The 26,394-nt window shown below is 44.1% G+C and carries 26 protein-coding genes; 16 read left to right on the forward strand and 10 right to left on the reverse strand.

Annotated elements, in window-relative coordinates:
• Window positions 1–39 precede the first annotated feature (39 nt).
• The 8 genes from gyrB to AZI87_RS07095 all read left to right on the forward strand — a co-directional run bounded on the left by gyrB (window position 40) and on the right by AZI87_RS07095 (window position 8,615).
• The gene (gene gyrB, locus AZI87_RS07060) at window positions 40–2,457 is read left to right on the forward strand and encodes a DNA topoisomerase (ATP-hydrolyzing) subunit B (protein ID WP_063205769.1); all 2,418 of its coding nucleotides are present in this window, start codon (window positions 40–42) and stop codon (window positions 2,455–2,457) included.
• Between the two features lie 26 nt (window positions 2,458–2,483).
• Window positions 2,484–4,967, forward strand: a complete 2,484-nt coding sequence (gene gyrA, locus AZI87_RS07065) for a DNA gyrase subunit A (RefSeq protein ID WP_063205771.1) — start codon at window positions 2,484–2,486, stop codon at window positions 4,965–4,967.
• 1 nt (window position 4,968) lies between these two features.
• A complete protein-coding gene (locus tag AZI87_RS07070) occupies window positions 4,969–5,766 on the forward strand; it encodes a tetratricopeptide repeat protein (protein WP_063205773.1) in 798 nt (265 codons plus the stop codon).
• Complete coding sequence (locus AZI87_RS07075) at window positions 5,766–5,990, forward strand: AtpZ/AtpI family protein (RefSeq protein WP_063205775.1); 225 nt, start codon at window positions 5,766–5,768, stop codon at window positions 5,988–5,990. Before AZI87_RS07070 ends, AZI87_RS07075 begins: the two co-directional genes overlap by 1 nt.
• A gap of 6 nt (window positions 5,991–5,996) precedes the next feature.
• Complete coding sequence (locus AZI87_RS07080; protein ID WP_063205777.1) at window positions 5,997–6,353, forward strand: hypothetical protein; 357 nt, start codon at window positions 5,997–5,999, stop codon at window positions 6,351–6,353.
• Window positions 6,343–7,032 (forward strand): F0F1 ATP synthase subunit A, encoded by a 690-nt coding sequence (atpB, locus tag AZI87_RS07085; RefSeq protein ID WP_041875744.1) that lies wholly within the window; start codon window positions 6,343–6,345, stop codon window positions 7,030–7,032. The genes AZI87_RS07080 and atpB overlap by 11 nt, the downstream gene beginning before the upstream one ends.
• 37 nt (window positions 7,033–7,069) lie before the next feature.
• Window positions 7,070–7,390 (forward strand): ATP synthase F0 subunit C, encoded by a 321-nt coding sequence (locus AZI87_RS07090; RefSeq protein WP_041875746.1) that lies wholly within the window; start codon window positions 7,070–7,072, stop codon window positions 7,388–7,390.
• Window positions 7,391–7,628: 238 nt separating this feature from the next.
• Window positions 7,629–8,615: a MerR family transcriptional regulator gene (locus AZI87_RS07095; RefSeq protein WP_063205779.1), complete on the forward strand. Its 987-nt coding sequence runs from the start codon at window positions 7,629–7,631 to the stop codon at window positions 8,613–8,615.
• A gap of 377 nt (window positions 8,616–8,992) precedes the next feature.
• On the opposite strand, the gene AZI87_RS07100 is transcribed toward AZI87_RS07095, so the two are convergent.
• The 8 genes from AZI87_RS07100 to AZI87_RS07135 form a co-directional block, all read right to left on the reverse strand.
• Window positions 8,993–10,363, reverse strand: a complete 1,371-nt coding sequence (locus AZI87_RS07100; RefSeq protein ID WP_063205781.1) for a phosphomannomutase/phosphoglucomutase — start codon at window positions 10,361–10,363, stop codon at window positions 8,993–8,995.
• Window positions 10,364–10,408: 45 nt separating this feature from the next.
• Window positions 10,409–11,365, reverse strand: a complete 957-nt coding sequence (locus AZI87_RS07105; protein ID WP_063205783.1) for a 4-hydroxythreonine-4-phosphate dehydrogenase PdxA — start codon at window positions 11,363–11,365, stop codon at window positions 10,409–10,411.
• Complete coding sequence (locus tag AZI87_RS07110; RefSeq protein ID WP_063205785.1) at window positions 11,358–12,302, reverse strand: peptidylprolyl isomerase; 945 nt, start codon at window positions 12,300–12,302, stop codon at window positions 11,358–11,360. Before AZI87_RS07110 ends, AZI87_RS07105 begins: the two co-directional genes overlap by 8 nt.
• Window positions 12,295–13,263, reverse strand: coding sequence for a peptidylprolyl isomerase (locus AZI87_RS07115; protein ID WP_063205787.1), 969 nt, complete (start codon window positions 13,261–13,263; stop codon window positions 12,295–12,297). The genes AZI87_RS07110 and AZI87_RS07115 overlap by 8 nt, the downstream gene beginning before the upstream one ends.
• Window positions 13,264–13,278: 15 nt before the next feature.
• Complete coding sequence (locus AZI87_RS07120; protein ID WP_063205789.1) at window positions 13,279–14,088, reverse strand: peptidylprolyl isomerase; 810 nt, start codon at window positions 14,086–14,088, stop codon at window positions 13,279–13,281.
• Between the two features lie 53 nt (window positions 14,089–14,141).
• Complete coding sequence (locus tag AZI87_RS07125) at window positions 14,142–14,669, reverse strand: lysophospholipid acyltransferase family protein (RefSeq protein WP_253696540.1); 528 nt, start codon at window positions 14,667–14,669, stop codon at window positions 14,142–14,144.
• A 128-nt stretch (window positions 14,670–14,797) separates the two neighbouring features.
• Window positions 14,798–15,766 (reverse strand): electron transfer flavoprotein subunit alpha/FixB family protein, encoded by a 969-nt coding sequence (locus AZI87_RS07130; protein ID WP_063205794.1) that lies wholly within the window; start codon window positions 15,764–15,766, stop codon window positions 14,798–14,800.
• Between the two features lie 9 nt (window positions 15,767–15,775).
• A complete protein-coding gene (locus tag AZI87_RS07135) occupies window positions 15,776–16,549 on the reverse strand; it encodes an electron transfer flavoprotein subunit beta/FixA family protein (RefSeq protein WP_063205796.1) in 774 nt (257 codons plus the stop codon).
• Between the two features lie 183 nt (window positions 16,550–16,732).
• On the opposite strand from AZI87_RS07135, the gene AZI87_RS07140 reads away from it, so the two are divergent.
• From AZI87_RS07140 to AZI87_RS07165, 6 genes are all read left to right on the forward strand, one after another.
• Window positions 16,733–17,392, forward strand: a complete 660-nt coding sequence (locus AZI87_RS07140; protein ID WP_063205798.1) for a succinate dehydrogenase cytochrome b subunit — start codon at window positions 16,733–16,735, stop codon at window positions 17,390–17,392.
• Window positions 17,393–17,403: 11 nt separating this feature from the next.
• Window positions 17,404–19,320, forward strand: coding sequence for a fumarate reductase/succinate dehydrogenase flavoprotein subunit (locus tag AZI87_RS07145; RefSeq protein WP_063205800.1), 1,917 nt, complete (start codon window positions 17,404–17,406; stop codon window positions 19,318–19,320).
• A 10-nt stretch (window positions 19,321–19,330) separates the two neighbouring features.
• Window positions 19,331–20,119, forward strand: coding sequence for a succinate dehydrogenase/fumarate reductase iron-sulfur subunit (locus AZI87_RS07150; RefSeq protein WP_063205801.1), 789 nt, complete (start codon window positions 19,331–19,333; stop codon window positions 20,117–20,119).
• Between the two features lie 117 nt (window positions 20,120–20,236).
• Window positions 20,237–20,986: an SGNH/GDSL hydrolase family protein gene (locus AZI87_RS07155; RefSeq protein ID WP_063205803.1), complete on the forward strand. Its 750-nt coding sequence runs from the start codon at window positions 20,237–20,239 to the stop codon at window positions 20,984–20,986.
• A 131-nt stretch (window positions 20,987–21,117) separates the two neighbouring features.
• A complete protein-coding gene (locus tag AZI87_RS07160; protein WP_063205805.1) occupies window positions 21,118–21,366 on the forward strand; it encodes a hypothetical protein in 249 nt (82 codons plus the stop codon).
• 210 nt (window positions 21,367–21,576) lie between these two features.
• Window positions 21,577–23,220: a S8 family serine peptidase gene (locus tag AZI87_RS07165; protein WP_063205807.1), complete on the forward strand. Its 1,644-nt coding sequence runs from the start codon at window positions 21,577–21,579 to the stop codon at window positions 23,218–23,220.
• Between the two features lie 79 nt (window positions 23,221–23,299).
• Here AZI87_RS07165 and AZI87_RS07170 read toward each other — a convergent pair whose 3' ends face one another.
• Window positions 23,300–24,181: an alpha/beta fold hydrolase gene (locus tag AZI87_RS07170; RefSeq protein ID WP_063205809.1), complete on the reverse strand. Its 882-nt coding sequence runs from the start codon at window positions 24,179–24,181 to the stop codon at window positions 23,300–23,302.
• A gap of 9 nt (window positions 24,182–24,190) precedes the next feature.
• Window positions 24,191–24,883: an FHA domain-containing protein gene (locus AZI87_RS07175; protein ID WP_063205810.1), complete on the reverse strand. Its 693-nt coding sequence runs from the start codon at window positions 24,881–24,883 to the stop codon at window positions 24,191–24,193.
• Window positions 24,884–25,032: 149 nt separating this feature from the next.
• Here AZI87_RS07175 and rpsF point away from each other — a divergent pair, with 149 nt between their 5' ends.
• Window positions 25,033–25,485 carry a 30S ribosomal protein S6 gene (gene rpsF, locus AZI87_RS07180; protein ID WP_063205811.1) on the forward strand — a complete coding sequence of 151 codons (453 nt, stop codon included), beginning with the start codon at window positions 25,033–25,035 and terminating at the stop codon, window positions 25,483–25,485.
• Between the two features lie 15 nt (window positions 25,486–25,500).
• Window positions 25,501–26,388, forward strand: coding sequence for a DUF2232 domain-containing protein (locus tag AZI87_RS07185; RefSeq protein ID WP_063205812.1), 888 nt, complete (start codon window positions 25,501–25,503; stop codon window positions 26,386–26,388).
• Window positions 26,389–26,394: the final 6 nt, after the last annotated feature.

Here is a 26,394-nt window from a genome sequence, read left to right on the forward strand (position 1 = left end):
TGGTTTTCCAGGGTGTATGCAGTCAGTGAGGGGTACACAGTGTCAGTCGAAGAACAAAAAACATATTCCGCCGACTCGATTCAGGTTCTTGAAGGACTTGAAGCCGTTCGTAAACGTCCAGGGATGTATATCGGTGATACCGGTTTCAAAGGTTATCACCATCTTGTGTATGAGATTGTGGATAACTCGGTAGACGAACATCTTGCAGGACATTGCAAACACATCTACGTCACAATCAATGCCGATGAATCGGTTTCAGTTCAAGATGATGGCCGCGGTATTCCCGTAGGCGCACACAAAAATGGTAAATCTGCTCTTGAAATCGTTATGACCGTTCTTCATGCCGGCGGTAAATTCGACGGTGGTGGTTATAAAGTTTCCGGTGGTCTACATGGCGTGGGTGCTTCTGTTGTGAATGCACTTTCTGACCGTGTTTCTGTCGAAGTTCATCGTGAAGGTTTCGTATGGAGACAAAACTATGAGCGTGGCCGCATCGTCGCGCCAGTAGCTCAAGGTGAAGCTTCGAATAAAACTGGAACGACAGTGACGTTCAAACCGGACCGTCAAATTTTCAAAGATGAAACTGTCATCTATGATTTCGCTACACTTGCAAATCGTTTTCGTGAACTTGCATTCTTGAATGCGGGTCTTCATATTTCTTTGAAAGACGAAAGATCAGGAAAGAAACAAGATTTCCAATATGCAAACGGTGTTGCTGAATTCGTTCAGTACATGAATCAATCTAAAAAATCTCTTCACAATGAAGTCGTTTACTTCAAAGGTGAAAAAGACAATGTCGACGTAGAAATCGCTTTGCAGTGGAATGATTCTTATTCGGAATCTATCTTCACGTACTGTAACAACATCAATACTCACGAAGGTGGTACTCACTTAGTTGGTTTCCGTGCGGCTTTGACTCGTACAACGAATGCGTACGCGACGGAAAAAAACCTTCTGAAAGATTTGAAAGCAAACCTTGAGGGTGAAGACATCCGCGAAGGTTTGGCAGCCGTGATTTCAGTAAAGGTTCGTGAGCCTCAGTTTGAAGGACAAACGAAAACGAAACTTGGGAACACCGAAGTTAAAGGTATCGTTGAAGCCTTAGTGAATGAAAAACTTGCGGACTGGATGGATCGTAATCCTGCCGTGGCTAAGAATATTATTTCTAAGTGTGTGGAATCGGCGCGTGCTCGTGAAGCCGCTCGTAAAGCTCGTGATTTGACTCGTCGTAAGACAGCACTGGATGGTGGATCTTTGCCGGGTAAGATGGCGGACTGCCAAGAACGTGACCCCGCACTTTGCGAATTATACCTGGTGGAGGGAGATTCTGCCGGTGGATCTGCGAAACAAGGACGTGATCGTCGTACTCAAGCGATTCTGCCTTTGAAAGGTAAAATCCTAAACGTCGAAAAAGCGCGTTTTGATAAAATTATTTCTTCTGAAGAGATCAAAGTTATTATCTCTGCGTTGGGAACTGGTATCGGTAAAGACAACGTGAACGTGGATAAAATCCGCTATCACAAAATCATTATCATGACCGATGCCGACGTCGACGGATCGCACATCATGACTCTGCTTTTGACATTCTTCTATCGTCAAATGCCGGAGGTTCTAGAGCGCGGTTATGTTTACATCGCTCAACCACCACTTTACCGTGCGAAAAAAGGTAAAGAAGAAACTTATTTGAAAAACGAAGCAGCATTAACCGAGTTCCTTTTAAGCTCTGGTTTGAATGCTTTCAAAATCAAAGGAAAAGAAAGCTTGAAAGAAGCCGATCTTCGTCAATTGATTTTGAACATTCAAAGATTCAATGACCTTCTTCGTGTATCTTCAAAAAAGTACGACAAAGATGTTTTGTATTTCTTGTTAAGCAAGGTAGGCGATTTCGAAAAAACTTTCGCCGACGCTGGTAAAATCCAAACTTCTTTGAACGATTTGGGTGATTGGATTAAAGGAAATCAAAAACTGGGTATCACAGAGTACAAAGGCGAAGTTAAAACAGATGAAGCTACAGGAAAACCTTATGCTGACATCTACACTGTTCGTTACGCGGATCGTATGACGACAAAATTCAGCCTTGAAAGCTTGCGTTCTTCCGAAATTATCGAGCTTCGTAAAATCTGGAATGATATCCAAGGTGTGAGCACTCTTCCGATGACAATCATGGAAGGTGAAACTGAAATTGAGTTCGATAACTACAACGAATTCTATTCTCACGTAATGGAATCTACGAAAAAAGGAATGTACATCCAACGTTACAAAGGATTGGGCGAGATGAATCCGGAGCAGTTGTGGGAAACTACACTGAATAAGGAAAACCGCACTCTTCTTCAAGTAAACATTGATGATGCTGTTGCAGCGGATGAGACATTCTCAATCTTGATGGGTGAAATGGTTGAACCGCGTCGTCAGTTCATCCATGACAATGCCCTTCTTGCTCGTAGTTTGGACGTTTAATTTTAGTTTTTTAAGTTGGTGAAGTTATGGAAAATAATAATGAAGAAAAAGGCGTAACCCGCGTCGATGTCAGTAAGGAAATGCGTGATGCCTACCTTCAGTACTCGATGTCTGTTATCGTGGGTCGTGCCCTACCCGATGTTCGCGACGGTTTAAAACCAGTTCACCGCCGTGTCTTGTTTGCACAAAGTGAAATGAACAACCGACCTGGCAGACCTTACTTGAAGTCTGCCCGTGTTGTCGGGGACGTAATCGGTAAATACCATCCTCACGGTGACTCTGCGGTTTACGAAACTATGGTTCGTATGGCCCAGGATTTCTCTTTGAGATATCCACTTGAGGATGGACAAGGAAACTTCGGTTCTATCGACGGCGATAGCGCGGCAGCTATGCGTTACACTGAGATCCGTATGACTCATCTTGCAGAAGAACTTTTGCAAGATATCGATAAAGAAACTATTCCGTTCGGACCGAACTACGACGACTCTTTGCAGATTCCTCTAGTTCTACCGGCGAAGTTCCCGAATCTTTTGGTGAATGGTTCTTCAGGTATCGCCGTTGGTATGGCGACAAATATTCCTCCGCACAACTTGGGCGAAGTCATTGATGGTTGTATTGAACTTATCAATAAGCCGGACTGTACACTTGAAGACTTGATGGTTCACATCAAGGGCCCAGACTTCCCATCTTACGGTGTGATTGCCGGTCGTGAAGGTATCTTGCAAGCCTATAAAAAAGGCCGTGGTATCATCACATTGAAAGCCGTTGCGGAAATCGTACCGGGCAAAGACCGTGAAGAGATCATCGTTACTGAGATCCCTTACCAAGTTAATAAAGCAAAATTGATCGAAAGCATTGCGGACCTTGTTCGCGACAAACAAATCGAAGGTATCTCTGATATCCGCGACGAGTCATCTCGTGAAGGTATGCGTATTGTGATTCAATTGAAACGCGGTGAAAACGCCAGCGTTATCTTGAATCGTCTATACAAATACACGCAAATGCAAATCAGCCTGGGCATCATCATGCTGGCTTTGGATGCGAAAAACCAACCGGTCACTTTCGATCTAAAAGGTATGCTTGAAGCATTCGTTGATCACCGTCGTGACGTTGTTACGAAACGTTGTATCTTCGAACTTAAAAAAGCCCAAGAGCGCGCTCACATCTTGGAAGGTTTGAAAAAAGCCTTGGATCACATTGAAGAAGTGATCAAAACGATCCGTGCTTCTAAGGAAGCGACGACGGCTCGTGAAGCCTTGATGGCGAAGTTTGAATTCTCTGAACGTCAAGCAGTCGCGATTCTAGAAATGCGTTTGCAACGTTTAACAGGCCTAGAACGTGATAAAATCATCCAAGAACTTGACGAGTTGATGAAACAAATCGACTGGTTGAAATTCGTTCTTGCCGATGTTCGCGAAATTTACAAAATCATCGTGGGCGAACTAGAAGACATCAAAAAACGTTACGCTGACCCTCGTCGCACTCAAATCCAAGGAAACCTTGATGATATCGAGGATGAAGATTTGATCGCGGACGAAGACATGGTTGTGACTGTTACGAACACGGGTCTTATCAAACGTATGCCAACAGCTGAATACCGCGTGCAAAAACGTGGTGGTAAAGGCTTAAAAGGCATGGAAACGAAAGAAGAAGACTACGTAACAGATCTATTCTCTGCTTCGACTAAGACTATGCTTCTTGTCTTCACGGACAAGGGTAAAGTTTACTGGTGTAAAGTGCATAAACTTCCACTAGGAAGCCGCACTTCGAAAGGTAAATCTTTGGCGAACGTCGTTCAGCTAGCAAGTGGTGAAAGTGTTCGTGCGATTCTTCCAGTGGATGAATTCAGCGAAAACAAATACGTTGTTATGTTGACTGAAAAAGGTGTGATTAAGAAAACATCTTTGGATTCTTTCGCGAATCCAAGAGCAGCCGGTATTATCGCATTGACGACGGATCTTGAAGACGGAGTTATCGACGTTAAGATCTCTGATGGTCAAAGTGATATCTTCATCGCGACTAAAGAAGGTATGTCGATCCGCTTCAATGAAGCTGACGTACGTGAAATGGGTCGTACTGCTCGTGGCGTAAAAGCAATCACGTTAGCTAAAGACGACATCGTCGTTGCTATGGAAGTGCTAGAAAAGAACACGAAAGACACGATTTTGATGGTGACATCAAAAGGTTACGGTAAACGCTCTGAAACAGGCGAATACCGCATCCAATCTCGTGGTGGTGTAGGTATTATCACTCAGAAAACGACAGAAAAAGTGGGCGTTGTTATCGGTACGAAGAAAGTTTCGGAAAAAATGGAACTTATTCTTTCCACTGATAAAGGACAAGTTATCCGCATGAAAGTGACGGACATCTCTGTTCTAGGACGTAACACTCAAGGTGTTCGCTTGATCAATATCGATGAAAAAGAAGAAACCGTTACAGGTGTTGCAGTTGTTGAAGAAGATGATGCAACTGAAGAATCAACGCCGACTCCAGCAGGAGTCACGCACTAAGATGGTCAGAGGCCTTCTGATTGTCTTAGTGTTGGCCCTCACCGCCTGCTCTTCCCAAGAGGAGGCGGATTATAAGCAAGCCCAAAAAGAAATAGCTCAGGAACATTACCGTATTGGCCTGAGCTATTTAGATCGAGTCATCAAAAGAAATGCTCCAACGAAATATCCCTTAGAAGCTGCTCGCGAGGCCGCGCGCATTTCATTTTTTGAGATCAAAGATTTTAATAAAGCCGTTGATTATCATCACTTCATTGTTTTGCATTCGACAGACGAAAAAGAGCGCCTTGAGTCGCAAAAACAAATAGCTGCGATTTATTTTAATAATCTTCAGAACTATCAGCAGTCGATCATTGAATATAGCAAACTTCAACAGATGCCACACACGGATCTCGAAGCGGCTCAATATAAGATGAACATCGCGCGTGCTCAGTACTATCAGAATAATTTTTTTCAAGCTGAGTCCGAGATTGATTCACTCTTAAAACTGAAAGGCGACGAGAACACTCGCTTTAGTGCTTTGATGTTAAAAGGAAATATCTTGGTCGCGCGCAAAGACTTCGCAAAAGCGGCAGAGATATTTAAAGAGCTGATTCAAAAATATCCAGAAAAGGCGATTCAAGAAAACGTCGCGCTGACGTTGGCTGTTTGTTATGAAGAAAATTTGGATTTTAAGAGTGCCATTGCCGTTCTTGAAGCCCATAAAGAAAAATACAATCCGCCTGAATACATCGAACTTCGAATCAAGCGCATGCAAGAGCGCATGAAAAATGCTCCGGGAGCGAAAGGCTTTAGGAAGTAATGAAGAAGTATATAATTTTTGCATCCATGGGCTTTGAACTTGTCGGTTTGATCTTGGGGTGTTTTTACCTAGGGCAATTCCTCGATCAAAAGTATCAAACAAAAGGCCTTATCTTTGTCGGTTTGACCTTTGCGGCTTTGATTGGCTGGTTATGGAGAGTCATCTGGCTTCTTCGTAAACTGCAAAAAGAGGATGAGAAGAATTCAGATTCCGATAAACCCTAGGAAGCCATGAAACCTATTTTAATAGCGCAAATCTTCGTGATCGTTCTTGGCGGCCTGCTTTTGCATCTTTTTTCCGCACCGCAACATGCGCTTTCCTTTGTAGCGGGCTCCTCAACCATCTTTCTTAGCTTTTTATTACTGGGTTGGGGCTGGAGCCTTATCTTCCAGAAGAAATTGGTTGCCCTGTCTATCGGTATCATTGTATTTAAGTACGCGATTTTAGGGATTATTATCTTTAAGCTAACAGCCATGCCATGGTTCGATACCTTATGGTTCGCAATGGGGGTTGCTAGTTTTATTCTTTCAGCGTTTGTGTATGCGGTGAAAGAAGCCTTACGAGAGGGAAAAGACCATGTCATTTAACTGGACACAACTCATTCCTGGTGTTGGTCACGAGTACGCACACGTTGCAACTCTTGGTGCCGCTACAGTAGCAACAATGGCTATCGGTATGGCAGCTCGCGCTTCACTTGGTAAAGGTGAAACGGCAGTTCTTCCAGCAAGCAAATTTTCTCTTCGTGGCATCATGGAAATGTTGACGGAAATGATGGATGGACTTGCAGAGATGGTTATCGGTGAACACGGTAAACACTATGTTCCTTTCTTCACTTCTGTTTTCTTCTTTATTCTTTTAAACAACTTGATCGGGATGATTCCAGGGATGACTCCTGCAACTGAAAACATCAACACGACATTCGGTTTCGGTGTTTTGATGTTCTTGTTCTATAACTTCCAAGGTGTGAAAGAAAACGGCGTGTTCGCTTATCTTAAACACTTCATGGGTCCGGTTCTTTTCCTTGCTCCTTTGATGTTCGTGATCGAACTAGTTTCACACTTTGTTCGTCCGTTCTCTTTGGGTCTTCGTCTTGCGAACGTTATGATGGGTGACCACACAGTATTGTCTGTGTTCTTGGATCTAGTTCCAATTGGTGTACCTATCCCATTTTACATCATGGGATTGTTCGTATGTTTTGTTCAGGCTTTTGTATTTACATTGCTTTCAATGGTCTACGTGGCATTCGCGATTGCACACGATCACTAGAGAGCAAACTTAACCACTCATATTGAGGAGAAATCACATGAAAAAAATGATCGTTGCTATGGTTGCTTTGTTGGCTTCTGTATCTGCATTCGCACAAGAAGCTGCTCCAGCTGCTACTGAAGCTGCTGCTTCTGTTGCTACTGACCGCGGTTTGGTTGCTATCGCAGCTGCTATCGCTATCGCATTGTCTGTATTCGCAGGTGCAATGGCTCAAGGTAAAACAGCTTCTACAGCTCTTGATGGTATCGCTCGTAACCCAGCAGCTTCTGGTAAACTATTGATCCCAATGATCTTGGGTCTAGCTCTTATCGAATCTCTAGTTATCTACGCGTTGATCATCGCTCTTCGTCTTGCTTAATCGCGGTCGTCGCTAAGGACCCGATCGACTTCGTTGTCGGGTCTCGACTTGCTCTCCGGCGTACAAAAGTACGCCTACGTGGCAGCCGAAACCCTCCGCCTTGCGCTCGGACCCTTATCGCCAACCTTAGTTGGTTGGTAGAACGAACAAGAATTAAAAGGCTGGGATTTTTTCCTGGCCTTTTTTATTTTGTGGACCTTGACCCAAGGGTAAGCCTGAGATTCATCTAGAGGTTAGGATGAAGAACTGGCTAACGATCGGACAATTTTCAAAAGCAGTTGGTGTTTCGGCAAAAGCTTTGCGCCTTTATGAGAAGATGGGACTGCTTAAGTCTCGCACTCGTGGAGAAAACGGCTATCGCTATTACGACGACACACAGTTGGTTTTGGCAAAACGTCTTAAAGAATTTAAGGACTTGGGATTTAGTCTTGCGGAAATAAAAAGTCTTTTACAGTCCGATCATGCACTTGATTCTGAAAAATTAAAAATCACAATGCGCACGCGACTTGATCTTATCAATCAGGAAGCCGAGCTTCTTAAAGAACAAAAGAAACAAATCGAAACCATCCTTTCCTCCATCGAAAAAAAATCAGAGCCGCTTAAGGCTGATGAGAGGAGAGTCATTATGAGTTTGTATGGCAAGGTTTCCATTGTTGTTACTGGCGTCAATGGTTTAGAAAAAACGGCTGAATATATTCAGAAACATTTTAAAAATGCTGGACAGAGTGTGCCTACTTTTAAGTGGCACGCTGAACTAGTATTACCTGAAGAAAAACCTTATATTCTTGTGGTTCCAGAGAAAGATCTTTTGTTCGGTGATATATCTAGAATTCAAGCAGATGTTGTTGTTATCAAAAACCTAAGTGAGCACTCGGCGGAACTTGAAAAAAATTATTTAAAACTGTTCAGCGCTATCGGCCCTCACGTCAATACAGTGGTGAATGCTGATGATCGAGCTTCCGTTTCGTTAATGGCAAATCCCCATATTCAAAAAGGACGAATCTTTTATTTTTCAAAAAATCGCGCGCTAGAAAAACAGATTAAATTTATCGGTGGTGTCTTAAGCAGCGGTGATGAACTTGATATCTACGGGTTTAATCTCAAATCACAGGTGCACGTGAAAATAGATAGAATCATGGCGCTGGAAGAAGAGATGGCATTGATCTCTTCACTAGGTGCTGTACTCACTGTTGGGTTAGATCAAGAACAACTTCAGATTCGATAAATAGGGTCTGAAAAATGCAAAAGCGAATCAGGCCTTTGCCAGAATCGCTTTTGGTGGATCTCCTGTCCGATAAAAACAGGAGGTATCCGATGCGTAAAAACACGTACTTACGTATTCGGCGTATTCTTGAGATTACTAAAGTAATCCTTGTGATTATTTTTCTGATCCTGACTATTTTTAAGTATTAGGTATCTGAAGCAAGAACCTCCAACGTGTGCATAGCCTAAGGACCGGTGACTGGGAATCGGGCTGTTAACACGGTAGGAGTGAAACACGGACGAGTCTGGTGAAGGCTCAAATAAAAAGCCCGCTCTTTTGGAACGGGCTTTTCTTTTTTAACCTGGTACTTTTTTGAAACGATAGGAAGCAGGTACCTTTTAGAGGTATTTGTTTACTACGGCTTCTACGCGGTTGCGGATTTTGTCCAGTCCGGCTTGAGTTGTGGATTCGTAGCGAACGACGACAACAGGTTGTGTGTTTGATGAACGGCACAAAGCCCAACCATCTTCGAAAGACAAGCGGATGCCATCAGTGAAGTCCACTTTGTAGTCGACGCCTGGCTTGTTTGGGAAAGCTTCGATCATTTTTTCTACGATCAAAACTTTTTTCTCTTCAGTTGTGTCGATACGGATTTCTGGTGTGTTGAATGCTGGTGGCAAACCTTCAAGCAATTGTGGAATTGTTTTTCCAGTTTTTGCCAAGATCTCTACCAAACGCAAAGCCGCGTAAGGAGCATCGTCGTAACCGTAGTTGCGATCTGCGAAGAAAACGTGACCTGACATTTCACCACCGAATGGAGCTTTTTCTACTTTGATTTTTTCTTTTACCAAAGAGTGACCTGTCTTCCACATGATCGGCTGGCCGCCGTGCTCAGAAACATCGTGGTACAAGCGATCCGAACATTTTACGTCGCCGATGATCTTTGCGCCTTTTTGTTCAGCTAAGATTGAGCGAGCGATGATTACCATCAATTCGTCACCGTAAACCATGCGACCTGTGTGATCGACAACACCGATACGATCGGCATCACCGTCAAAGCCGATACCGCAAACGGCACCTTCTTTAGCGACTTGTTTTTTTAGATCTTCCAAGTTTTCTTCTACAGTTGGATCTGGATGGTGGTTCGGGAATGTTCCATCTGGTTGTTCAAATAGAATTGTTGGATTTAAACCAACAGCGTTGAATAGTCCGCGAACTACGGATCCACCAGCGCCGTTACCGCAATCAAGAACGACTTTCGTATTTTTGATGGTGCCGAATTCTTTTTTGTAGCGCTCGTAGTACATAGGCTTGATATCGAAATGTTCTTCAGAACCCTTTCCATCAATGTACTCACCTTTTTGAATGATCTCGCGAAGTTTTTGAATTTCCGCACCGAAGATTGTGCCCTTGCCTACAGAAATTTTAAAGCCATTGTATTCAGGAGGATTGTGCGAACCCGTAACTTGAATCGCGCCATCGACGCCTTTCAACTCAAAAGTTGAAAAATAACAAACTGGGGTTGTCACAAGACCCAAGTGAATAACTTTAGCTCCGGAATCCATCATCCCTTTTGCAAGATTCTTGATAATTGCTGGAGAACTTTCACGAGCATCACAACCCAAAGCGACTGTTGGATTTGTAAGGCCTTTATTTTGTTTCATGTAGACAACGTAAGCGCGGCCCAAGAGGTATGCGAAATTATCGTCGAATTGTCCGTTGTAAACTCCACGGATATCGTACTCTCTAAAAATAACCGGTTGAAACATAAGTCACCTCTGTAAATAAGTGGAAGTATTTAGAAATATGATTTTTTAACGCGAGAGTCGAGCTAATTTTATAGCCCAGCGAATGGCATCAATCATCGAATGCGGATTGGCTTTATTTAAACCGAAAATATCCTTCGCCGTCCCGTGATCGACGCTGGTTCTAACAAAAGGAATGCCTAAGCTAATATGAACGCCGCTATCCTGCCCGTGGATTGTTTTAAACGGGATTAGGCCCTGGTCATGGTAAAGAGCCACGTACATTGAATAGCGCTGCCAATTGGAAGGGAAAAATGCGGCATCGGGGACCAAAGGACCTTCCACCGGGATTTTATTTTCTTTTGCAAAGGCTGAAAGCTGTGGGAACAGAAGGAGCTCTTCCTTTCCAATAAGGCCTTGTTCGCCCGCGTGTGGATTTAAACCTAAGACGGCAATCGGCCGCTTAGCTTGAGCCGCGGGAAGTTTTTTGCGAAGTTCATTGGCGTTTTTTAATGTTTCTGCAAGCACGGTGAAACTGAGGTGCTTTGTTACGTCTTTGATGGGTGTATGTGCGGTGGCAAGAACCACGCTGAATTTTTCTCCAACGAAACCCATGTTCACGTATTTGCTTCCGGAGAGTCTTTTTAAAATATCCGTGTGCCCAAGATCTTTAAAACCGGCCTCTTTAATGCTGGTTTTTGAAAGAGGAGCCGTCGCGATGCCATCTAGAACTTTTTCTAAGCAAGCTTCGGCACTTGTCTCTACCCATCGAGCGGGCGATTCATCGGAAGCAATATCGATTAGATAAGGCCCATCGATTTTTAAGGCTTCTTGAAGGGATTCGACGGTGATGCGTTCAAACTTCTTGTCGATGAGACGGAGATATTTTTTATCGGCCTCTTCCGGGCGCCACAAAATAAATTGAACGGTTTTTTGTGGACCCAGTTTATGAAGGGCTTTGGCAGTGACCTCAAAGCCAATGCCGTCGACGTCGCCGGTGGTAAGAGCGATTCTAAGTCTACTCATTGATACGAACAAAGATCTCGTCGCGTTTGCTTTGCAACCATGTTTTAAGTTGGCGCTTAAAGCTCGCTTCTAAAAGTTGGGCCTTGATACGATCTTTGGCTCTTTCAAACTTTGGATCTGTCGTCAGTTTTTTTCCAGTGAGCTTCACGATATGATAACCCATACGCGATTTAACAACGGGAGTTGTTTCGCCTACTTTTAAATTTGAAATGGCTTCTTCAATCTCTGGCAAGAATTCACCGGATTTGAATGTACCTAAGCTTCCGCCAGAAGAGAAATTCGGATCTTCACTGAATTGTTGAGCCAAGGTTTCAAAATTATCACCGGCACGGACTTTACCGGCGGCAGCTTGTGCTCTTTGAAGTGCGGCTTCAGCGCCGCCTTTCTTTGGATTAAAAAAGATGTGTGAAACCGAAAATTCATCAATTGATGGACGGCTGCTGGGGCTTGTTTTCAAGTATTCGTTCAAAGCATCTTCATCAGAGATACGAAGTTTTGAAATGATCTCTGAATCCATTAAAGATTGTTTTTCGATACTGTGTTTAAGAAAAGTCTTATACTCCGACGCAGAGATTCCTTGGCCCTTGATGATGTTTAATAGCTCGGCCTCAGTGACGTTATTTCTTTTCGCCATGCTTTTAAGTTCAGACTCCACGCGGTCCGAAGTGACGGAAAGATTTAAACGTTTTACTTCAGACTCTAAAATCTTTTCGTTAATAAGATAATCTAGCTGAGCTTTACGATCCCCTTTTAGACTTGTCGGTGCTTTATCAAATAACAACGCTTCGTCGATAAGGCCTGGTTTGCCGATACGATTTTGCAGTTCTTTAAAATCGGATTCCAAAACTAGCTCGGTATTCACGATAGCCACAGTTTTTTCCACAAGCTCGGCGTGAACTGGTGTAGCAATCAAAAATGGAAAAAGAAAACTAATCATTGGGTCCTCGCGTATCAACCGTAATCGAGTTCATTAAATCGTAGTCCTTTAGGACTTTACTACTTCTGAGCTGAGCATCAAGCCAAGCCACATACTCCGCCTGCTCGCGTTGAGCACGAAGAGCGCGAATAATCTGTGATTTGACCTCTTCTAGCGGCTGAGTCGTTGGTGGAGCCTTCTTTTCTACGCGAATAAGATGAACACCAAAAGGACTTTTAACGGTTTGTAGACCGGCACCGGCGCTAAATAACGGGTCAAAGTAATCCACACTGCCCTTTTCAATCCAACCGACAACACCACCTGTTTTACCTTCGGGAGTGATTGAAAACTTACGAGCGATCTCGCCGAAGTCGGAAGTTTTTAAATCAGTTCTAATGGCATCCGCTTTGGCGTCTTCATCAACAACGATCTGGCGGATATAAATACGCTCTTTACGTTTCCAACGGTCTTTATTGTCTTCGTAGTAGCGTTTGATTTCTTCGTCAGTCGGGGGCTTAATCTTTTCGTTTAGTTTCTTAAATACTTCTTTTTCTACCAAACCATAGCGGAGTTCTTCGCGCCACTCTGAAAAAGAAAGGTTTTCTAAAGCCAAAGCTCGACGAAATGAAAGATCATCGGGATAGTTGGCTCGAAGCTTATCAACTTCTTTATCCAGCATGTTTTCAGAGATCACGATGCTTTGGGAGCGGGCCCAATCCAAAGTTAGACTCTTTACTAAGAAGTCGCGCAAAATTTCTTCTTTAACACGATGGATATTGTTGGGATCTTTGGCCGCTAAAGCATCGAAGTTGCGAAGGCGACGTGCTAATTGGTTGGCGAACTGTTTTGAAGTTAAAACATGATCGTTCACCTTCTCTACGGGCTTGGTAGAGATCTTTTGGTAACTGGAAGGACAACCCGCTAAGGTAAAGGCCATTAAAATAAAAAGCCCCGTACTTGCGGGGCTCTTTAGAAATTTCATAAGAAATATTCCTTATTATTTTATCGCACTCTTATTTTCTTTAATTGAGTACGATCTTTTCAACTTATCGAAGTATTCGTTGAAGATCTGTTTTCTTTTTTCGTCGAAAACAGCAGCTCTGATTTGACGCTTATTTGCGTTCTCAAAGCTTCTACGTCCCGTAAGTTTAATGATGTGGAATCCGAACTGAGATTCGATGAGCCCCTTGATTTCACCGACTTTCATGGATGCCGCAGCTTCATAATAACCTGGAACAAGAGTTACACGAGATTGCCAGCCGATGTCACCACCTGCTTGCTTAGAAAGAGCATCGTCAGAATAAAGTTTCACAAGCTCTTCAAATGGTCTTTTGCTTTTCTTAACTTCGTCAAAAATTTCTGTCGCACGTTTTTTAGCTTCAGCTACTTGCGCTGGAGTCGCGCCAGGTTTGAACTCAATCAAGATGTGGCTTGTGCGAAGTTCTGGGTTTTTAGCGTACCATTCTTGCATTTCTTTATCAGAAACTTGGATCTTTTGAATGCGAGGACCAAGATCTTTTTCAAGCAAAGCTTTGTACATTTCCTGGTTGAAACGCTCTTGAACCACAGGGTCTTTAGCCAAGCCACGTTTTTCAGCTTCTTGAAGTCCCGTTTCGTAGCGGATCAAGTCTTCAAGGAAAAGTTCTTTTGTTGGAGGGTTGATCGTCTGAGAACGAACCTCGTTGTACTTTTTGTTAAACTCTTCAACGGTGATAGATTTTTTTCCAACCTGAGCCACAACATCCGTGGATTTTTGCGCATAGGAGTTCACAGAGATGAGCATCAAGATGCTTAATAGAAGTTTCATACTTTAAAAGTCCCTTTAAAAAGTTGAAGACAAGTCACCCTAAAACGCTAGCACTAGGCATCATTATCCGCAATGAATTTAAGAGCTTGCTGTCTCGCGTGGTGCAAAAGCCCTTCTAACTCTAGAGCAAGGTCTGGGTTTCGTGGATCGACTTCACGAGAGATCGCCGTCATGGGACCCACCCAGTAAATGATCACTTTTGCGAAGGGTTTTGGAAGAAAAGTTTTATTCCAAGATTTTGGAAAATGAATCGCGCGGTCGCACGCAACACCGGCTGCGTAAATCGGGCCAGAAATCATGCGTGAGATTTCAAAAACTCCAGGCTTTACTTTGTGTAACGGACCTTTCGGGCCATCAACTGCAAAGCTGCAATTTCCCCCGTCTTTTATCAAACGCAAGAGACCTTTCAGTGCTTGAACTCCACCACGCGTGGAGGAGCCTCGGCTGGTCTTTGCCCCCAACCATTTTAATACCGTCGCCATCAACTCGCCGTCTTTGGATTGCGATGCGATTGTAGCAATGCGATAGCGTTTTACGATGGATAAAAGAGCAAGCTCATCCCCATGCCAGTGCGCGAGCACGACAGGATTCTGAGTTTCTAATGAATTTTTCAGGGAATCTGGTTCGATAAGCCGAACCCTCCATGTCCATGAGAGGGTTCGGTAGAAGACAAATACAATAATCGGAAGAATGTATTTTCTAAACACGATTAGTGGTGAAGAGCCTTTTTAAACTCTTCAGTGAGTTTCGGAACGATTTCAAGAGCGTCACCCACGATACCGTAAGTCGCCTTTTGGAAGATCGGAGCATTGGCATCGTTGTTAATCGCAACGATAACTTTTGAACCACTCATACCTGCCAAGTGTTGAATCGCGCCCGAGATACCCACAGCGATGTACAAAGTGGGAGCTACTGTTTTACCAGTTTGTCCTACTTGCATGCCGTGACTAACCCAACCAGCATCAACTACGGCACGTGAAGCACCTACAGTTGCACCCAAAACGTCCGCAAGATCATGAAGAACTTTGAAGTTCGCAGCCTCTTTCAAACCGCGACCACCACTCACGATGATGTTTGCTTCTGTCAAATCAAGCTTTTCACTAGCGCCTTTAACGATCTCTTTGATCAAAGTCTTAAGATCAGGTTTTACAACCGCTTGTTCAACAACGTTTGCAGATTTAGAAGTGTCCGCCGCCGCTACCGGAAGTTGATTTGCACGCATCAAAACAATCTTTACAGAGCTGTTTTCGAAGTTGGCTTTAGCAAAACATTTTCCAGAATACATTGGCTTCGTCGCTGTGACGTTATCGCCAGAGATATTAAGCTCTGTGCAATCGCTTGCAATCCCCGTGTTCAAACGAGCAGCTACGCGCGGGAACAAGTCACGACCCGTAGAAGAAGCAGAAGCAAGAAGGATGGAAGGTTGAACTTTTTCAACAACAGAAACGATGTTCGCAGTGAAAAGCTCTGGATTGTATGAATCTAAAGAAGCGTCTTTAACAACGTGAACTTCATTCGCGCCGTTTTGAGCTGTCGCGGCTGTGACATCACCTGCGTGAGAACCGAAAACCACCGCAACAACAGTGTTTCCAGACTTAGCTGCTGCTTGAAGAAGTTCAATAGAGCTGCGTTTTAGATTTCCGTGAGATTGTTCAGCAAAAACTAATACTTTTCCCATGATTTACCTCTATAGAACTTTCGCTTCGTCGCGAAGAAGTTTAACTAGTTCAGAAGCTTGCGCTGAAGAATCACCCGCTAGCATTTTTACTGGTGGTTTTTCCGCAGGAAGTGCGAAACCGGAGTATTTAACTTTGATGTCCGAAGCAGGAATGTTCAAAGAAGCAAATTCAACTTCTTTGATCACTTTTTTCTTCGCCTTCATGATGCCTGGAAGACTTGCGTAGCGAGGCATATTAAGGCCTTTGTTCGCTCCGACAACCGCTGGTGTCATCATTTGCACCACTTCTTTTGCTCCACCTTCGATATCGCGCTCAACGACAACATTTTCGCCGTTGAAAGCAAACTTCGATACCACAGTTGTATGAGGAACATTCAAGAACTCAGCAAGCATTTGGCTGACAGAAGAGGCATTATCATCGATCGCCAATTTACCAGAGAAGATAACTTTAGCTCCGCCTTCAGCCTTAATAACTTCGGCCAACGCTTTAGCTGTAGAAAAATTGTCTAGATTTTCAGCATTTACAACAATCGCTTCATCAGCACCCATTGCCAAAGCTGTTCTTAGAGATTCGATGACGCGAGTCTTAGGACCTACGCTTAGAACCCACACTTGGGAGCCAGCATTTGCATCGCGAAGTTTCACAGCTTCTTCAACCGCATACTCGTCATAAGGGTTCAAAACCCATTTAATTCCCGCCGTGTCGATTCCGTTTTGGTCGGGAGTGATTTTAATCTTTGTTTCGGTGTCGGGCACCTGCTTGATACACACAAAAATCTTCATGTTTTTACCCCGTATTTTAGAGGTTTTGTTCTATCGCAAGTCTAGGAAAGGCAAAACTAAATTCCATATTTAACGTGTCGCGATACATGACGGGTGTCATAGACAAATCCAGCCCCCGAGGAGTAAGTTCAATTGTAAACTTATTGAGAAAATACAATGTAATAACACAAGGGGTTTTTCACCATGTCTGGATTTCTCGGTTCAACCGTCGGGAAAAAATACATAATGGGAATCTCTGGTCTAGTTTGGGCGGGTTTTGTACTCGCTCACATGGCCGGAAACTTATTAATCTTCGTCAGTCACGATGCTTACAATGCTTACGGACATGCGATCACAAGCGGCAACTTGCTTTATGTCGCAGAAGCGATTTTGGTTTTGGCCTTAATCACTCACGTGTACATGGCAGTTTCATTGACCGCGCAAAACAGAGCTGCGAAATCTTCGCGTTATGCAGTGGCGGCTTCAGGGCAAAAACGAGTGAGTCTTGCTTCTCGCACTATGGCGGTTCAGGGTTCTTTGATTCTTGTCTTTATCATTCTTCACTTGATCACTTTCAAATATGGCACTCACTACGAAACAACCGTGAACGGTGTTGTGATGCGTGACCTTGCTAGATTGATGGAAGAAGTTTTCCAAATGCCAGGCTATGTGATCTGGTATGTGGTCGCTCTTATTCTTCTTGGCTTCCACTTAAGTCACGGCGTGGGTTCTTCATTCCAATCTTTGGGATTGATGGAAGGCTCTTACCGCGGTCTTTGGAAAAAACTAAGCTACACATATGGCATCATCGTAGCTTTGGGTTTTATCGCTCAACCACTTTACCTTTTCGTGTTTGCACACTAAGGAGCAGATAAATGGCTAACAAATTAGATAGCAAAATTCCTAGTGGCTCTATTGAAGACAAATGGACCAAATCGAAGTTCGATTACAAACTAGTTAATCCTGCCAACAAAAGAAAACACTCTATCATCGTTGTCGGAACAGGTCTTGCGGGTGCGTCTGCAGCGGCATCACTAGGTGAGCTTGGATACAAAGTAAAAGCATTCTGCGTGCATGAATCTCCTCGTCGTGCTCACTCGGTGGCAGCTCAAGGTGGTATCAATGCCGCGAAAAACTATCAAAATGACGGTGACTCTACTTACCGTCTTTTCTATGACACGGTAAAAGGCGGCGACTTCCGCGCGCGTGAAGCCAACGTTTATCGTTTGGCCGAAGTGTCGGCGAACATCATCGACCAAATGGTGGCGCAAGGTGTTCCATTTGCTCGCGAATACGGTGGAACTTTAGCAAACCGTTCTTTCGGTGGAGCGCAAGTTTCTCGTACATTCTATGCTCGCGGTCAGACAGGACAACAGCTTCTTTTGGGTGCTTACTCAGAGATGATGAGACAAGTTGATGCGGGCACGGTTGAACTTCGCACTCGTCGTGAAATGTTGGACCTTGTTATCGTTGATGGAAAAGCACGCGGTATCATCGTACGTAACTTGATCACAGGCGAAATTGAATCTCACGAAGCAGACGCTGTTGTTATCGCCAGCGGCGGTTACTCAAACGTCTTCTTCCTTTCAACAAATGCGATGGCTTGTGCCGTGACGGCGGCTTGGAAAGCCCACAAACGTGGTGCTTACTTCGCCAATCCTTGTTACACACAAATCCATCCAACTTGCATCCCGGTTCACGGAGAAAACCAATCAAAACTAACTTTGATGTCTGAGTCTCTTCGTAACGACGGTCGCGTGTGGGTTCCAAAAGCCGTTGGTGACAAACGTCATCCAAACGACATTCCAGAAAACGAACGCGATTACTATCTAGAGCGCGTTTACCCTTCATTCGGTAACTTGGCTCCTCGTGATGTGGCTTCTCGTCAGGCGAAGTATCGTTGTGATGAAGGCCGTGGCGTGAATGAATCTGGTAAAGCGGTTTACCTTGATTTCGCAGATTCCATTAAACGTTTGGGTGAAGACAAAATTTCTGAGCGTTATGGAAACTTGTTTGAAATGTACGAAAAGATCACAGGTCAAAATCCGTACAAACAACCAATGATGATCTACCCTGCTCCTCACTACACAATGGGTGGTTTGTGGGTTGATTACAACTTGGAATCAACAATTCCAGGCTTGTTCGTCGCGGGTGAAGCAAACTTCTCTGACCACGGTGCGAATCGTCTTGGTGCTTCGGCATTGATGCAAGGTTTGGCAGACGGTTACTTCGTTCTTCCATATACTTTGGGTAACTATCTTGGTTCAACGAAGCTTGAAAAAGTTTCGATCACGAACGATGCCTTTAAAGCGGCTGAACATGGTGTGAAACAAGAGATCTCTAAACTTATGAACATCAAAGGTAACCGCACAGTTGATAGCTTCCACAAAGAACTTGGAAATATCATGTGGGAATACTGTGGCATGGGTCGTAACGAAGAAGGTCTTAAAAAAGCTCTTCAAGAGATTCCAAAATTGCGTGAAGAATTCTGGCAGAATGTGCGCATCCCTGGTGATGCAAACTATCTGAACGTAGAGCTTGAAAAAGCCGGACGCGTTGCAGACTTCATGGAGCTTGGCGAGTTGATGTGTCGCGATGCTTTGGAACGTAAAGAGTCTTGCGGCGGTCACTTCCGTGAAGAATACCAAGTTGACGGTGAAGCAAAACGTGACGACGCGAACTTCTGTCACGTGGCTGCGTGGGAATACACAGGCGAAAACAAAGCCTCTGTTCGCCACACTGAAGAATTGAAATTTGAAAACGTACATCTAGCAACTCGTAGCTATAAATAAGAGGCGTAACATGGCTGGAAAAACATTGAATCTGACTTTAAGAGTGTGGAGACAAAAAGGTCCTAAAGACCAAGGCGGCTTCGTAGATTTGCAAGCTAAGAATGTGTCTGAAGACGCTTCTTTCCTTGAGATGCTAGATGCTGTGAACGAAGAGCTTGTTTCTAAAGGTGACGAGCCTATCGCATTTGACCATGACTGCCGCGAAGGTATTTGTGGTGCGTGTGGTTTTGTGATCGACGGTGAAGCTCACGGTCCCATGAAATCAACAACCGTGTGCCAATTGCACATGAGAAATTTCACGGACGGCGCAACGTTGACGATTGAGCCTTTCCGCGCACAAGCTTTCCCGGTTATTAAAGACTTAATGGTGAATCGTTCTGCAATGGATAGAATTATCTCTGCGGGTGGTTACATCAGTCAAAATGCTGGCAATGCTGTTGATGCAAATGCGATCCTGGTTCCAAAAGCAGACGCGGATGAGGCGATGTCATCTGCAACATGCATACAATGTGGTGCGTGTGTGGCTGCTTGTAAGAACGCTTCAGCTGCTCTATTCACTTCAGCAAAAATCTCGCACATGGCTTTGCTTCCGCAAGGTCAGGTTGAAAGAAAAGAACGTGCTCTTCGCATGGTGGCTGCGATGGATGCCGAAGGGTTCGGTGCTTGTACGACAACAGGTGCTTGTGAGGCGGCTTGTCCTAAGGACATTCAACTTACAAACATCTCTCGTATGAACCGTGAATTCCTAGTGGCGAACGCAACGAAGCGTGAAAAACACAGTGATGGCGGCGCGGGCTAGTTTTTAAAATCAAATATGATGTAAAAAAGGGAGTCTAAAAGGCTCCCTTTTTTATTTTTACCCAGCCCCTTCTTGTGCTGTCTTGTGTTTCAGGAATATCGACGGCAACATAAAGGAATGAATAAGTCCGCTTTGGTTCTTTCATTATTAATTTCTACGACTTCGCTGGCGAACACTTTGATCATTGGCGATTCACACGTCGTGGGACCTTTTGGTGAAAATCTTCACAAATATTTCAGCGAAGTGGCGCAAGAGAATGTGCGCACCGTGGGTCTTGCGGGTGGAACGGCTCGCTCATTCACGGACTCATCCGAAGCAAAACGGACTTTGAGTTATGGTTTTGCGGACAGAAAAAACGACAAACAGAAGGTTGTTCCTGGCGGAACCAAAGCAACGGCCCCATTGCTATCTACCCTCTTAGATGAAGAAAAACCGCGAAGAGTTATTATCGAATTGGGCGATAACTTTGCCGATTACAAAAATCCCAATTCTCAGTCTGATAGAACCGTTGTTGCACAAGTTAAGCAGATCACCGAAGTGCTGAACAAAAACAAATTCAATGGCACTTGTTACTGGGTGACGCCAACGTGGACTGATAAAGCGCTCTCAAAACCCTATTTTAAGTCGAACATGCGCCTCGCTCGCGTAATTGAAATCATCAAGAATGAAGTGGCTCCCCGTTGTCAGGTCATCGACAGCACCACGGAAATCGGTATTAGTGAAAACGACATCAAGACAACTTCAGACGGTTTACATTTTGACGCTAAAAATGGCGCAAAATGGGCGCGCGGTGTCGCGGACCGCATTCGTGAAGTTGAAGCGAATACTGCAAAATCCCGCTCTAAAAATCCTGACGGTGTAAAATAATATTATAATTTTTAACCTTTAAACTCTGCATCTAAGGTCGTCTCATACAGAGACATCTTCGACATCACATCTTTTTTGATTTCTTCTAAAGCTAACGCAACAAACTTCCGAAACTAGACCAAGGATTGGCTATGAAGAAGATTGATGTATTGATGCAAGAGTTAGGTTTCAACAAAGATGCTCCGGACAGTGTCAAAGAAGCATTTATTAAACACCTCATGAAAGCTTCTTATGGAGTCAATGTTACAACTCCTTCAGAGAAAAAAGAGATCGCTGCAAACCCACAGAAAATCGCGACACTCAAATCTCCACAACAGTTGAGTTTTGATTTTATCGAGCAAGAAACACGACCAACGTCCGGAAAAAAGGCCGTGTCTTAGTCTCGTCTATTAGAAGAATGGCTAGAAAATTCCTTGTCCTTCGTCTGGAAAAACACGACCTAGTGCTAAGAATTGGCCCCAAGTAATTCTCCTCTACAAAATTTAATAACCAGCTCACCTTCACATTGGTACCATTTTGGAACTGGGCACGTTCAGGGAAAATTTTTCCTCGTTCGTTCGCTTGAAAATCACCCAATGAAGGAGGGGATTATGAAAAGGCTTATGGAAAGAGCCTCTAAAGCAGCCATGGTAGGCTTACTACTTATTGGTGCTAATGCGTTTGCGGCGCCAGCTGAATCAGTTCCAGGCGAATACATTGTTAAATTGAAAGACTCTGTTTCCGCGAAATCTTCGATCAATGTTCTTAGCGCGCAACTGGGGTCTTACGTAAAAGACACTATTCCCGGACAAAACATTGTGGTTATCAAACGCCCGGTGTTTGAAATCCAGTCAAACGTAGTTAAATCCCTTTCTGAAAATCCAATTGTAGACATCGTAGAACCAAACTACATCTACAGAATTAACAAAACTCCAAATGACCCGATGTTGGGTCAACTGTGGGGATTGAAAAATAGCGGACAACAAGATTCTGAGCGTCGCGCAGGTATTGCAGGTGTAGATATCGGTGCAGAACAAGCATGGGATATCACAACAGGATCTAAAGACATTATCGTCGCTGTTATCGATACAGGTGTTGATTACAATCACCCGGATCTAGTTAGCAATATGTGGACGAACGAAGTTGAAGCGAATGGTAAACCAGGAGTTGACGACGACGGAAATGGTATCGTTGACGATATCCACGGTGCGAATTTCGTTAATGCGAACGCTCCAACTGGTAATCCACTCGATGATCACGGTCACGGTTCTCACTGCTCGGGCACTATTGGTGGTACGGGTGATGACGGCAAAGGTATCGTGGGTGTAGCTTGGAACGTTCGTATCATGGGCGTGAAGTTCCTTTCTGCAAGCGGTTCAGGCTCACTTGATGGCGCTTTAAAAGGAATCGACTACGCAACAAAAATGGGTGCGAAAATCATGTCGAACTCTTGGGGTGGCGGTGGTTACTCTGAAACTTTGAAGCAAGCTATCGAAAGATCGAATGCTGCTGGCGCACTTTTCGTCGCGGCGGCGGGTAACGAGTCTAATAATAACGACGCGAGCCCAACATACCCTGCTACATACGATGTACCAAACGTACTTTCGGTAGCGGCGATTGATAACAGAGGCCAAATCGCTTCTTTCTCTAACTACGGCAAAACAAAAGTTCACGTAGGTGCTCCGGGTGTGAATATCGTGTCTTCTATCACTGGTGGAAAATACGATTCATGGTCTGGAACTTCGATGGCGACTCCACACGTTTCTGGTATGGCGGTTCTATTGGCTTCTAACGAGCCGAACCTGACAGCGCTTGAAATGAAAGAAAGAATTATCGCGACCTCTAAACCAATCGCGGGACTTCGTGGTAAATCTAAAGGTGGCATGGTGAATGCTTATGCAATGTTGACAAATACATTGCCGGCTCCAGATCCAAATGATCCGATCAACTGGCAAACTGTTCCTGTCAGCATTTCTTCGGCTCATCCATATAAAGAAAAAACGAAGGAAGAGTTTGAAGTTCGTGTTCCAGGAGCAAAACAGATCGCTTTGTACTTCTCTAAATTCGACACAGAAAGAGATTATGACAAAGTGGAGTTCTTCGATGCTAACGGCAAGAAGGTCTCTGACATGAGCGGTAAAAACGACGACTCGTTCTCAACAACAATTGACGGTGAGTACGTAAAAATCGTTTTCACATCTGATGATTCTGTTCAACGCTACGGGTTTGATATCACGAAAGCGGCTTACAGATAATCTTTAAGCTGAAAAGAAAAACTAAAAAGCCACCTTTTGAGGTGGCTTTTTTATTTTCAGATAAAATAAAAATTAAGAACTATTTTTTGGAAGACACTTCTTTTAAAAACTTTTCCATTTTTAAATTTGTATAATCAGGAAAATCCAACTGCGTGCAGTGTGAGCCATACGGCACAAGTACAAACTCAGAATGTTTGATCGTCTCTTTGAAATGATATTGGAAACGTAAAGGCGTCACCATGTCTTTTTCGCCCGAGATGATGAGTGCGGGCACCTTGATATTTTCTAAAACTGATTCCCCGTTATATTCCATCAGCTCTTCAAATAAAGTGATGAAGACTTCAAGATTTAAGCGCGCCACGCCTCTTAAGTACACTTCGATATCTTTTATATGACTGACGCGAAGATTGAATCCACCAGCCAGAGCCGCGATATACACAGACATAGGATTATCAACAGCCAATTTCCACAGAGTATTCCACATGTAGGGTTGCTTTTCGTATTGTTCTTTCACGAAATAAAAGAAGGGTTCGATCACATCCAGGCCAAACATTCCCTTAATAGGATTGCGAGCAAAGCCATTAATGAAAATCATCGATGCAAAAGCCTCCGGCTTTTCATCATAAGCTTTGAGCATGATAGGAGCGCCGAAGCTATGTCCTGCAAAATGAGCCTGTTTGATCTCTAAATGCTTCATCAAAGCAAAAACGTCTTTTGCCAAAGCTTCCATCGTTAACTGACTCATGTCGGTCACTGGGTTGCTTTTTTGGTGTCCGCGAAGGTCGAAAGTGATGACTTTGTATTTGTGGGAAAAATATTCGATCTGGTGGTGCCAGTGGTTCATGATACAGGCAATACCGTAGATCAGAATTAAAGGCTCACCCTCCCCGCGCACTTCATAATAAATCGGAGTGCCGTCGAAGCTTTCAAAGCTGCCGGTGGTTTTGGGTGTTGTTAACATGAAGCCTCTCTACAAGTACGTCACTTTAATGAGCGTGTTTCCAAAAGAAATCAAGTCGCCATCTTTAAGCATTTCGGCATCAACGGACTTATTGTTAAGAGTCACACGACCAGGAGCTTTGATTTTTAATTCAACCATACCTGGACCGGGATGAAGTTCGAAAGCCTCTTTGGGGGCATCTTCATCGTGAAGTTCGATATCTAAGGACTCGGAACCCGCTTTACGGGGCCCATAGCCTAAAATAATTTCCTCATCCGTCTGAATACCTTGGGTGAACGTGAGCTTTAACGCGGGGCTAAATCTTTGCAATACGAGGCTTTGTTCGGAGGGCTCGGGAGGTGTGACCTCTGACAGCTTGTCCTTTAAAATATTGCGCCACGTCACAAGTCGACTGAAATCGATCGCGATCTCTTCTTCGACCGAAATAACTTTAAACTGGGTGCGACCTACCTCAAAGATAACCCCTGGTAATAACGCCACTTTTTTTACACGGCGACCACTAATATGGATGCCGTTGGAGGAGTCTAAATCCATCAAAACAAACTGCCCCTTCCCGTCGATAGAGATCTGGGCGTGGGTCCCCGAAACTTTGGGGTCTTTGATAATGATGTCGGCCTTGGAGCGACCCAGGGTGATTCCGTCTTCAACCTTGAAGCGGGAACCCTCATTGGGGCCATCAAGAATCTCAATAAAAGTGACCATTTAAGTATTCTAGGACCGGTTTATTCACTATTCAAATGCCTAATCCTTGTGCTTGGTCCTAAGCCGTGCTAAACCCTCTAAACATTTTAAAAAAGTCATCCTTGCTCCCGCTCACTATGGTGGGGGCTTAAACCGAAAGGATATAGTTCATGGAAACTACTAAATCTGCGAAAAAGCCATACGAAGTTGTGGTTCTTATGCACCCAGATGCAACTCTTGAAGAGCAAAAAGATTTGTTCAAAAAGAACAAAGCTACGATCGAATCTTTCAAAGGTTCAATCAACTCTTTGGAAACTTGGGGTAAAAGAACTCTAGCAACTCCCATCGGCAAAATGAAAAAAGCTATCTACTTCCACTCTACGTTCGAAGCAGATACTCAAGCTATCGCTGAGCTTGAAAGAACTATGCGTATCAACGACAAAGTTCTTCGCTTTATGCACACTCGTTTGGACGAGCGTGTTTCTTTGGCTAAGTTCATGGAAGGCTTCAAAAAAGGTCTTTCTGAATCTGCTGCTCGCGAAAAAGAGCGTGAAGCAAAAGCCGCTGCTCGTAAAGCTGCCTTCGCAGCTGCAAAAGCAGAACGTTTCGAAAAAGGCGAATAATTAAGAGCGTAATCCATGAAGAAGACCGCGACGCCACAGAAATTCATCACAATTTCATCTCTCTCGATTTTGTTGTCGATGTTGACTGTGGTTATGGGAGCGCCTCTTCTTCGTGTACTACGTAAAGCCTACGGTCCCCTCGCCTTTTGGATTTTGGGACTTGTGGCAACGGGAGCGGCGTGGCTCCTGAACGCACAACCTCTGGCGCTTTTCCTTGGCTCTGTTTGGATGACTTTAGGGGCCTACATGGAGTTAGAGCAAAAGGGTGTTGGGTGGTGGATCTCTGGACTTGCGAGTGTCGCAATTGGTTCTGCAGCCGCTGGCTTGGGACTTTTTGGAGCACTTCAAAAGAACGGAATCAACACGTATGCTGAAGTCCAAAAATTAATGGAGCAGTTTTCCGCTCAGGTTCAAAAAATGAATCCGGCGGTGAAATTGGATCCGGCAATTCTGGTGCAGCAGATTCCTTCAGCCATCGTTATTCTTTTAATCATAACGTTGGGTGTGGGATTAATTTTTGAGAGAAGGGTTTTTTCATGGCTCAATTTGCCCCGTGAGAAAATTGCCTCTCAGCTCAAGTTGTTAGAATATCGCGTTCCGGATTTTGTGATTTGGGTTGCGATGACTGCCTTCCTTCTAACAATGGTGAGTTTTGGCGGTAAGGCCACTTCCATCCTCGCAGTGAATATTGTGAACGTTGTTATCGTTCTTTATTTCTTTCAGGGGCTGGCAGTGTTGGAGGTATTTCTGAATTCTATGAAAGCCGGTGTTTTCATGAGAGTTCTGACGTACATAATTTTGGTCGGTCAGTTATTGCTTGTTTTGAGCGTGGTTGGCTTGATCGATTACTGGGTTGATTTCAGAGCTCGCCTGAACAAGGTGAAGCCTGCTGAAAGCAACTAACAAAAA

Origin of the sequence: Bdellovibrio bacteriovorus (genome assembly GCF_001592745.1) — a bacterium.
Lineage (GTDB): Bacteria > Bdellovibrionota > Bdellovibrionia > Bdellovibrionales > Bdellovibrionaceae > Bdellovibrio > Bdellovibrio bacteriovorus_B.

What these genes read in the sequence shown, in the direction of transcription:
- AZI87_RS07095 (WP_063205779.1), top strand. Translation starts at nt 7,629, where the DNA reads ATGAAGAACTGGCTAACGATCGGACAATTTTCAAAAGCAGTTGGTGTT.
- rpsF (WP_063205811.1), top strand. Translation starts at nt 25,033, where the DNA reads ATGGAAACTACTAAATCTGCGAAAAAGCCATACGAAGTTGTGGTTCTT.
- AZI87_RS07165 (WP_063205807.1), top strand. Translation starts at nt 21,577, where the DNA reads ATGAAAAGGCTTATGGAAAGAGCCTCTAAAGCAGCCATGGTAGGCTTA.
- AZI87_RS07100 (WP_063205781.1), bottom strand. Translation starts at nt 10,363, where the DNA reads ATGTTTCAACCGGTTATTTTTAGAGAGTACGATATCCGTGGAGTTTAC.
- AZI87_RS07090 (WP_041875746.1), top strand. Translation starts at nt 7,070, where the DNA reads ATGAAAAAAATGATCGTTGCTATGGTTGCTTTGTTGGCTTCTGTATCT.
- AZI87_RS07145 (WP_063205800.1), top strand. Translation starts at nt 17,404, where the DNA reads ATGGCTAACAAATTAGATAGCAAAATTCCTAGTGGCTCTATTGAAGAC.
- gyrA (WP_063205771.1), top strand. Translation starts at nt 2,484, where the DNA reads ATGGAAAATAATAATGAAGAAAAAGGCGTAACCCGCGTCGATGTCAGT.
- AZI87_RS07155 (WP_063205803.1), top strand. Translation starts at nt 20,237, where the DNA reads ATGAATAAGTCCGCTTTGGTTCTTTCATTATTAATTTCTACGACTTCG.
- AZI87_RS07130 (WP_063205794.1), bottom strand. Translation starts at nt 15,766, where the DNA reads ATGGGAAAAGTATTAGTTTTTGCTGAACAATCTCACGGAAATCTAAAA.
- AZI87_RS07080 (WP_063205777.1), top strand. Translation starts at nt 5,997, where the DNA reads ATGAAACCTATTTTAATAGCGCAAATCTTCGTGATCGTTCTTGGCGGC.
- AZI87_RS07170 (WP_063205809.1), bottom strand. Translation starts at nt 24,181, where the DNA reads ATGTTAACAACACCCAAAACCACCGGCAGCTTTGAAAGCTTCGACGGC.
- AZI87_RS07175 (WP_063205810.1), bottom strand. Translation starts at nt 24,883, where the DNA reads ATGGTCACTTTTATTGAGATTCTTGATGGCCCCAATGAGGGTTCCCGC.
- atpB (WP_041875744.1), top strand. Translation starts at nt 6,343, where the DNA reads ATGTCATTTAACTGGACACAACTCATTCCTGGTGTTGGTCACGAGTAC.
- AZI87_RS07105 (WP_063205783.1), bottom strand. Translation starts at nt 11,365, where the DNA reads ATGAGTAGACTTAGAATCGCTCTTACCACCGGCGACGTCGACGGCATT.
- AZI87_RS07135 (WP_063205796.1), bottom strand. Translation starts at nt 16,549, where the DNA reads ATGAAGATTTTTGTGTGTATCAAGCAGGTGCCCGACACCGAAACAAAG.
- AZI87_RS07140 (WP_063205798.1), top strand. Translation starts at nt 16,733, where the DNA reads ATGTCTGGATTTCTCGGTTCAACCGTCGGGAAAAAATACATAATGGGA.
- AZI87_RS07150 (WP_063205801.1), top strand. Translation starts at nt 19,331, where the DNA reads ATGGCTGGAAAAACATTGAATCTGACTTTAAGAGTGTGGAGACAAAAA.
- AZI87_RS07120 (WP_063205789.1), bottom strand. Translation starts at nt 14,088, where the DNA reads ATGAAACTTCTATTAAGCATCTTGATGCTCATCTCTGTGAACTCCTAT.
- AZI87_RS07115 (WP_063205787.1), bottom strand. Translation starts at nt 13,263, where the DNA reads ATGAAATTTCTAAAGAGCCCCGCAAGTACGGGGCTTTTTATTTTAATG.
- AZI87_RS07070 (WP_063205773.1), top strand. Translation starts at nt 4,969, where the DNA reads ATGGTCAGAGGCCTTCTGATTGTCTTAGTGTTGGCCCTCACCGCCTGC.
- AZI87_RS07075 (WP_063205775.1), top strand. Translation starts at nt 5,766, where the DNA reads ATGAAGAAGTATATAATTTTTGCATCCATGGGCTTTGAACTTGTCGGT.
- AZI87_RS07185 (WP_063205812.1), top strand. Translation starts at nt 25,501, where the DNA reads ATGAAGAAGACCGCGACGCCACAGAAATTCATCACAATTTCATCTCTC.
- AZI87_RS07160 (WP_063205805.1), top strand. Translation starts at nt 21,118, where the DNA reads ATGAAGAAGATTGATGTATTGATGCAAGAGTTAGGTTTCAACAAAGAT.
- AZI87_RS07110 (WP_063205785.1), bottom strand. Translation starts at nt 12,302, where the DNA reads ATGATTAGTTTTCTTTTTCCATTTTTGATTGCTACACCAGTTCACGCC.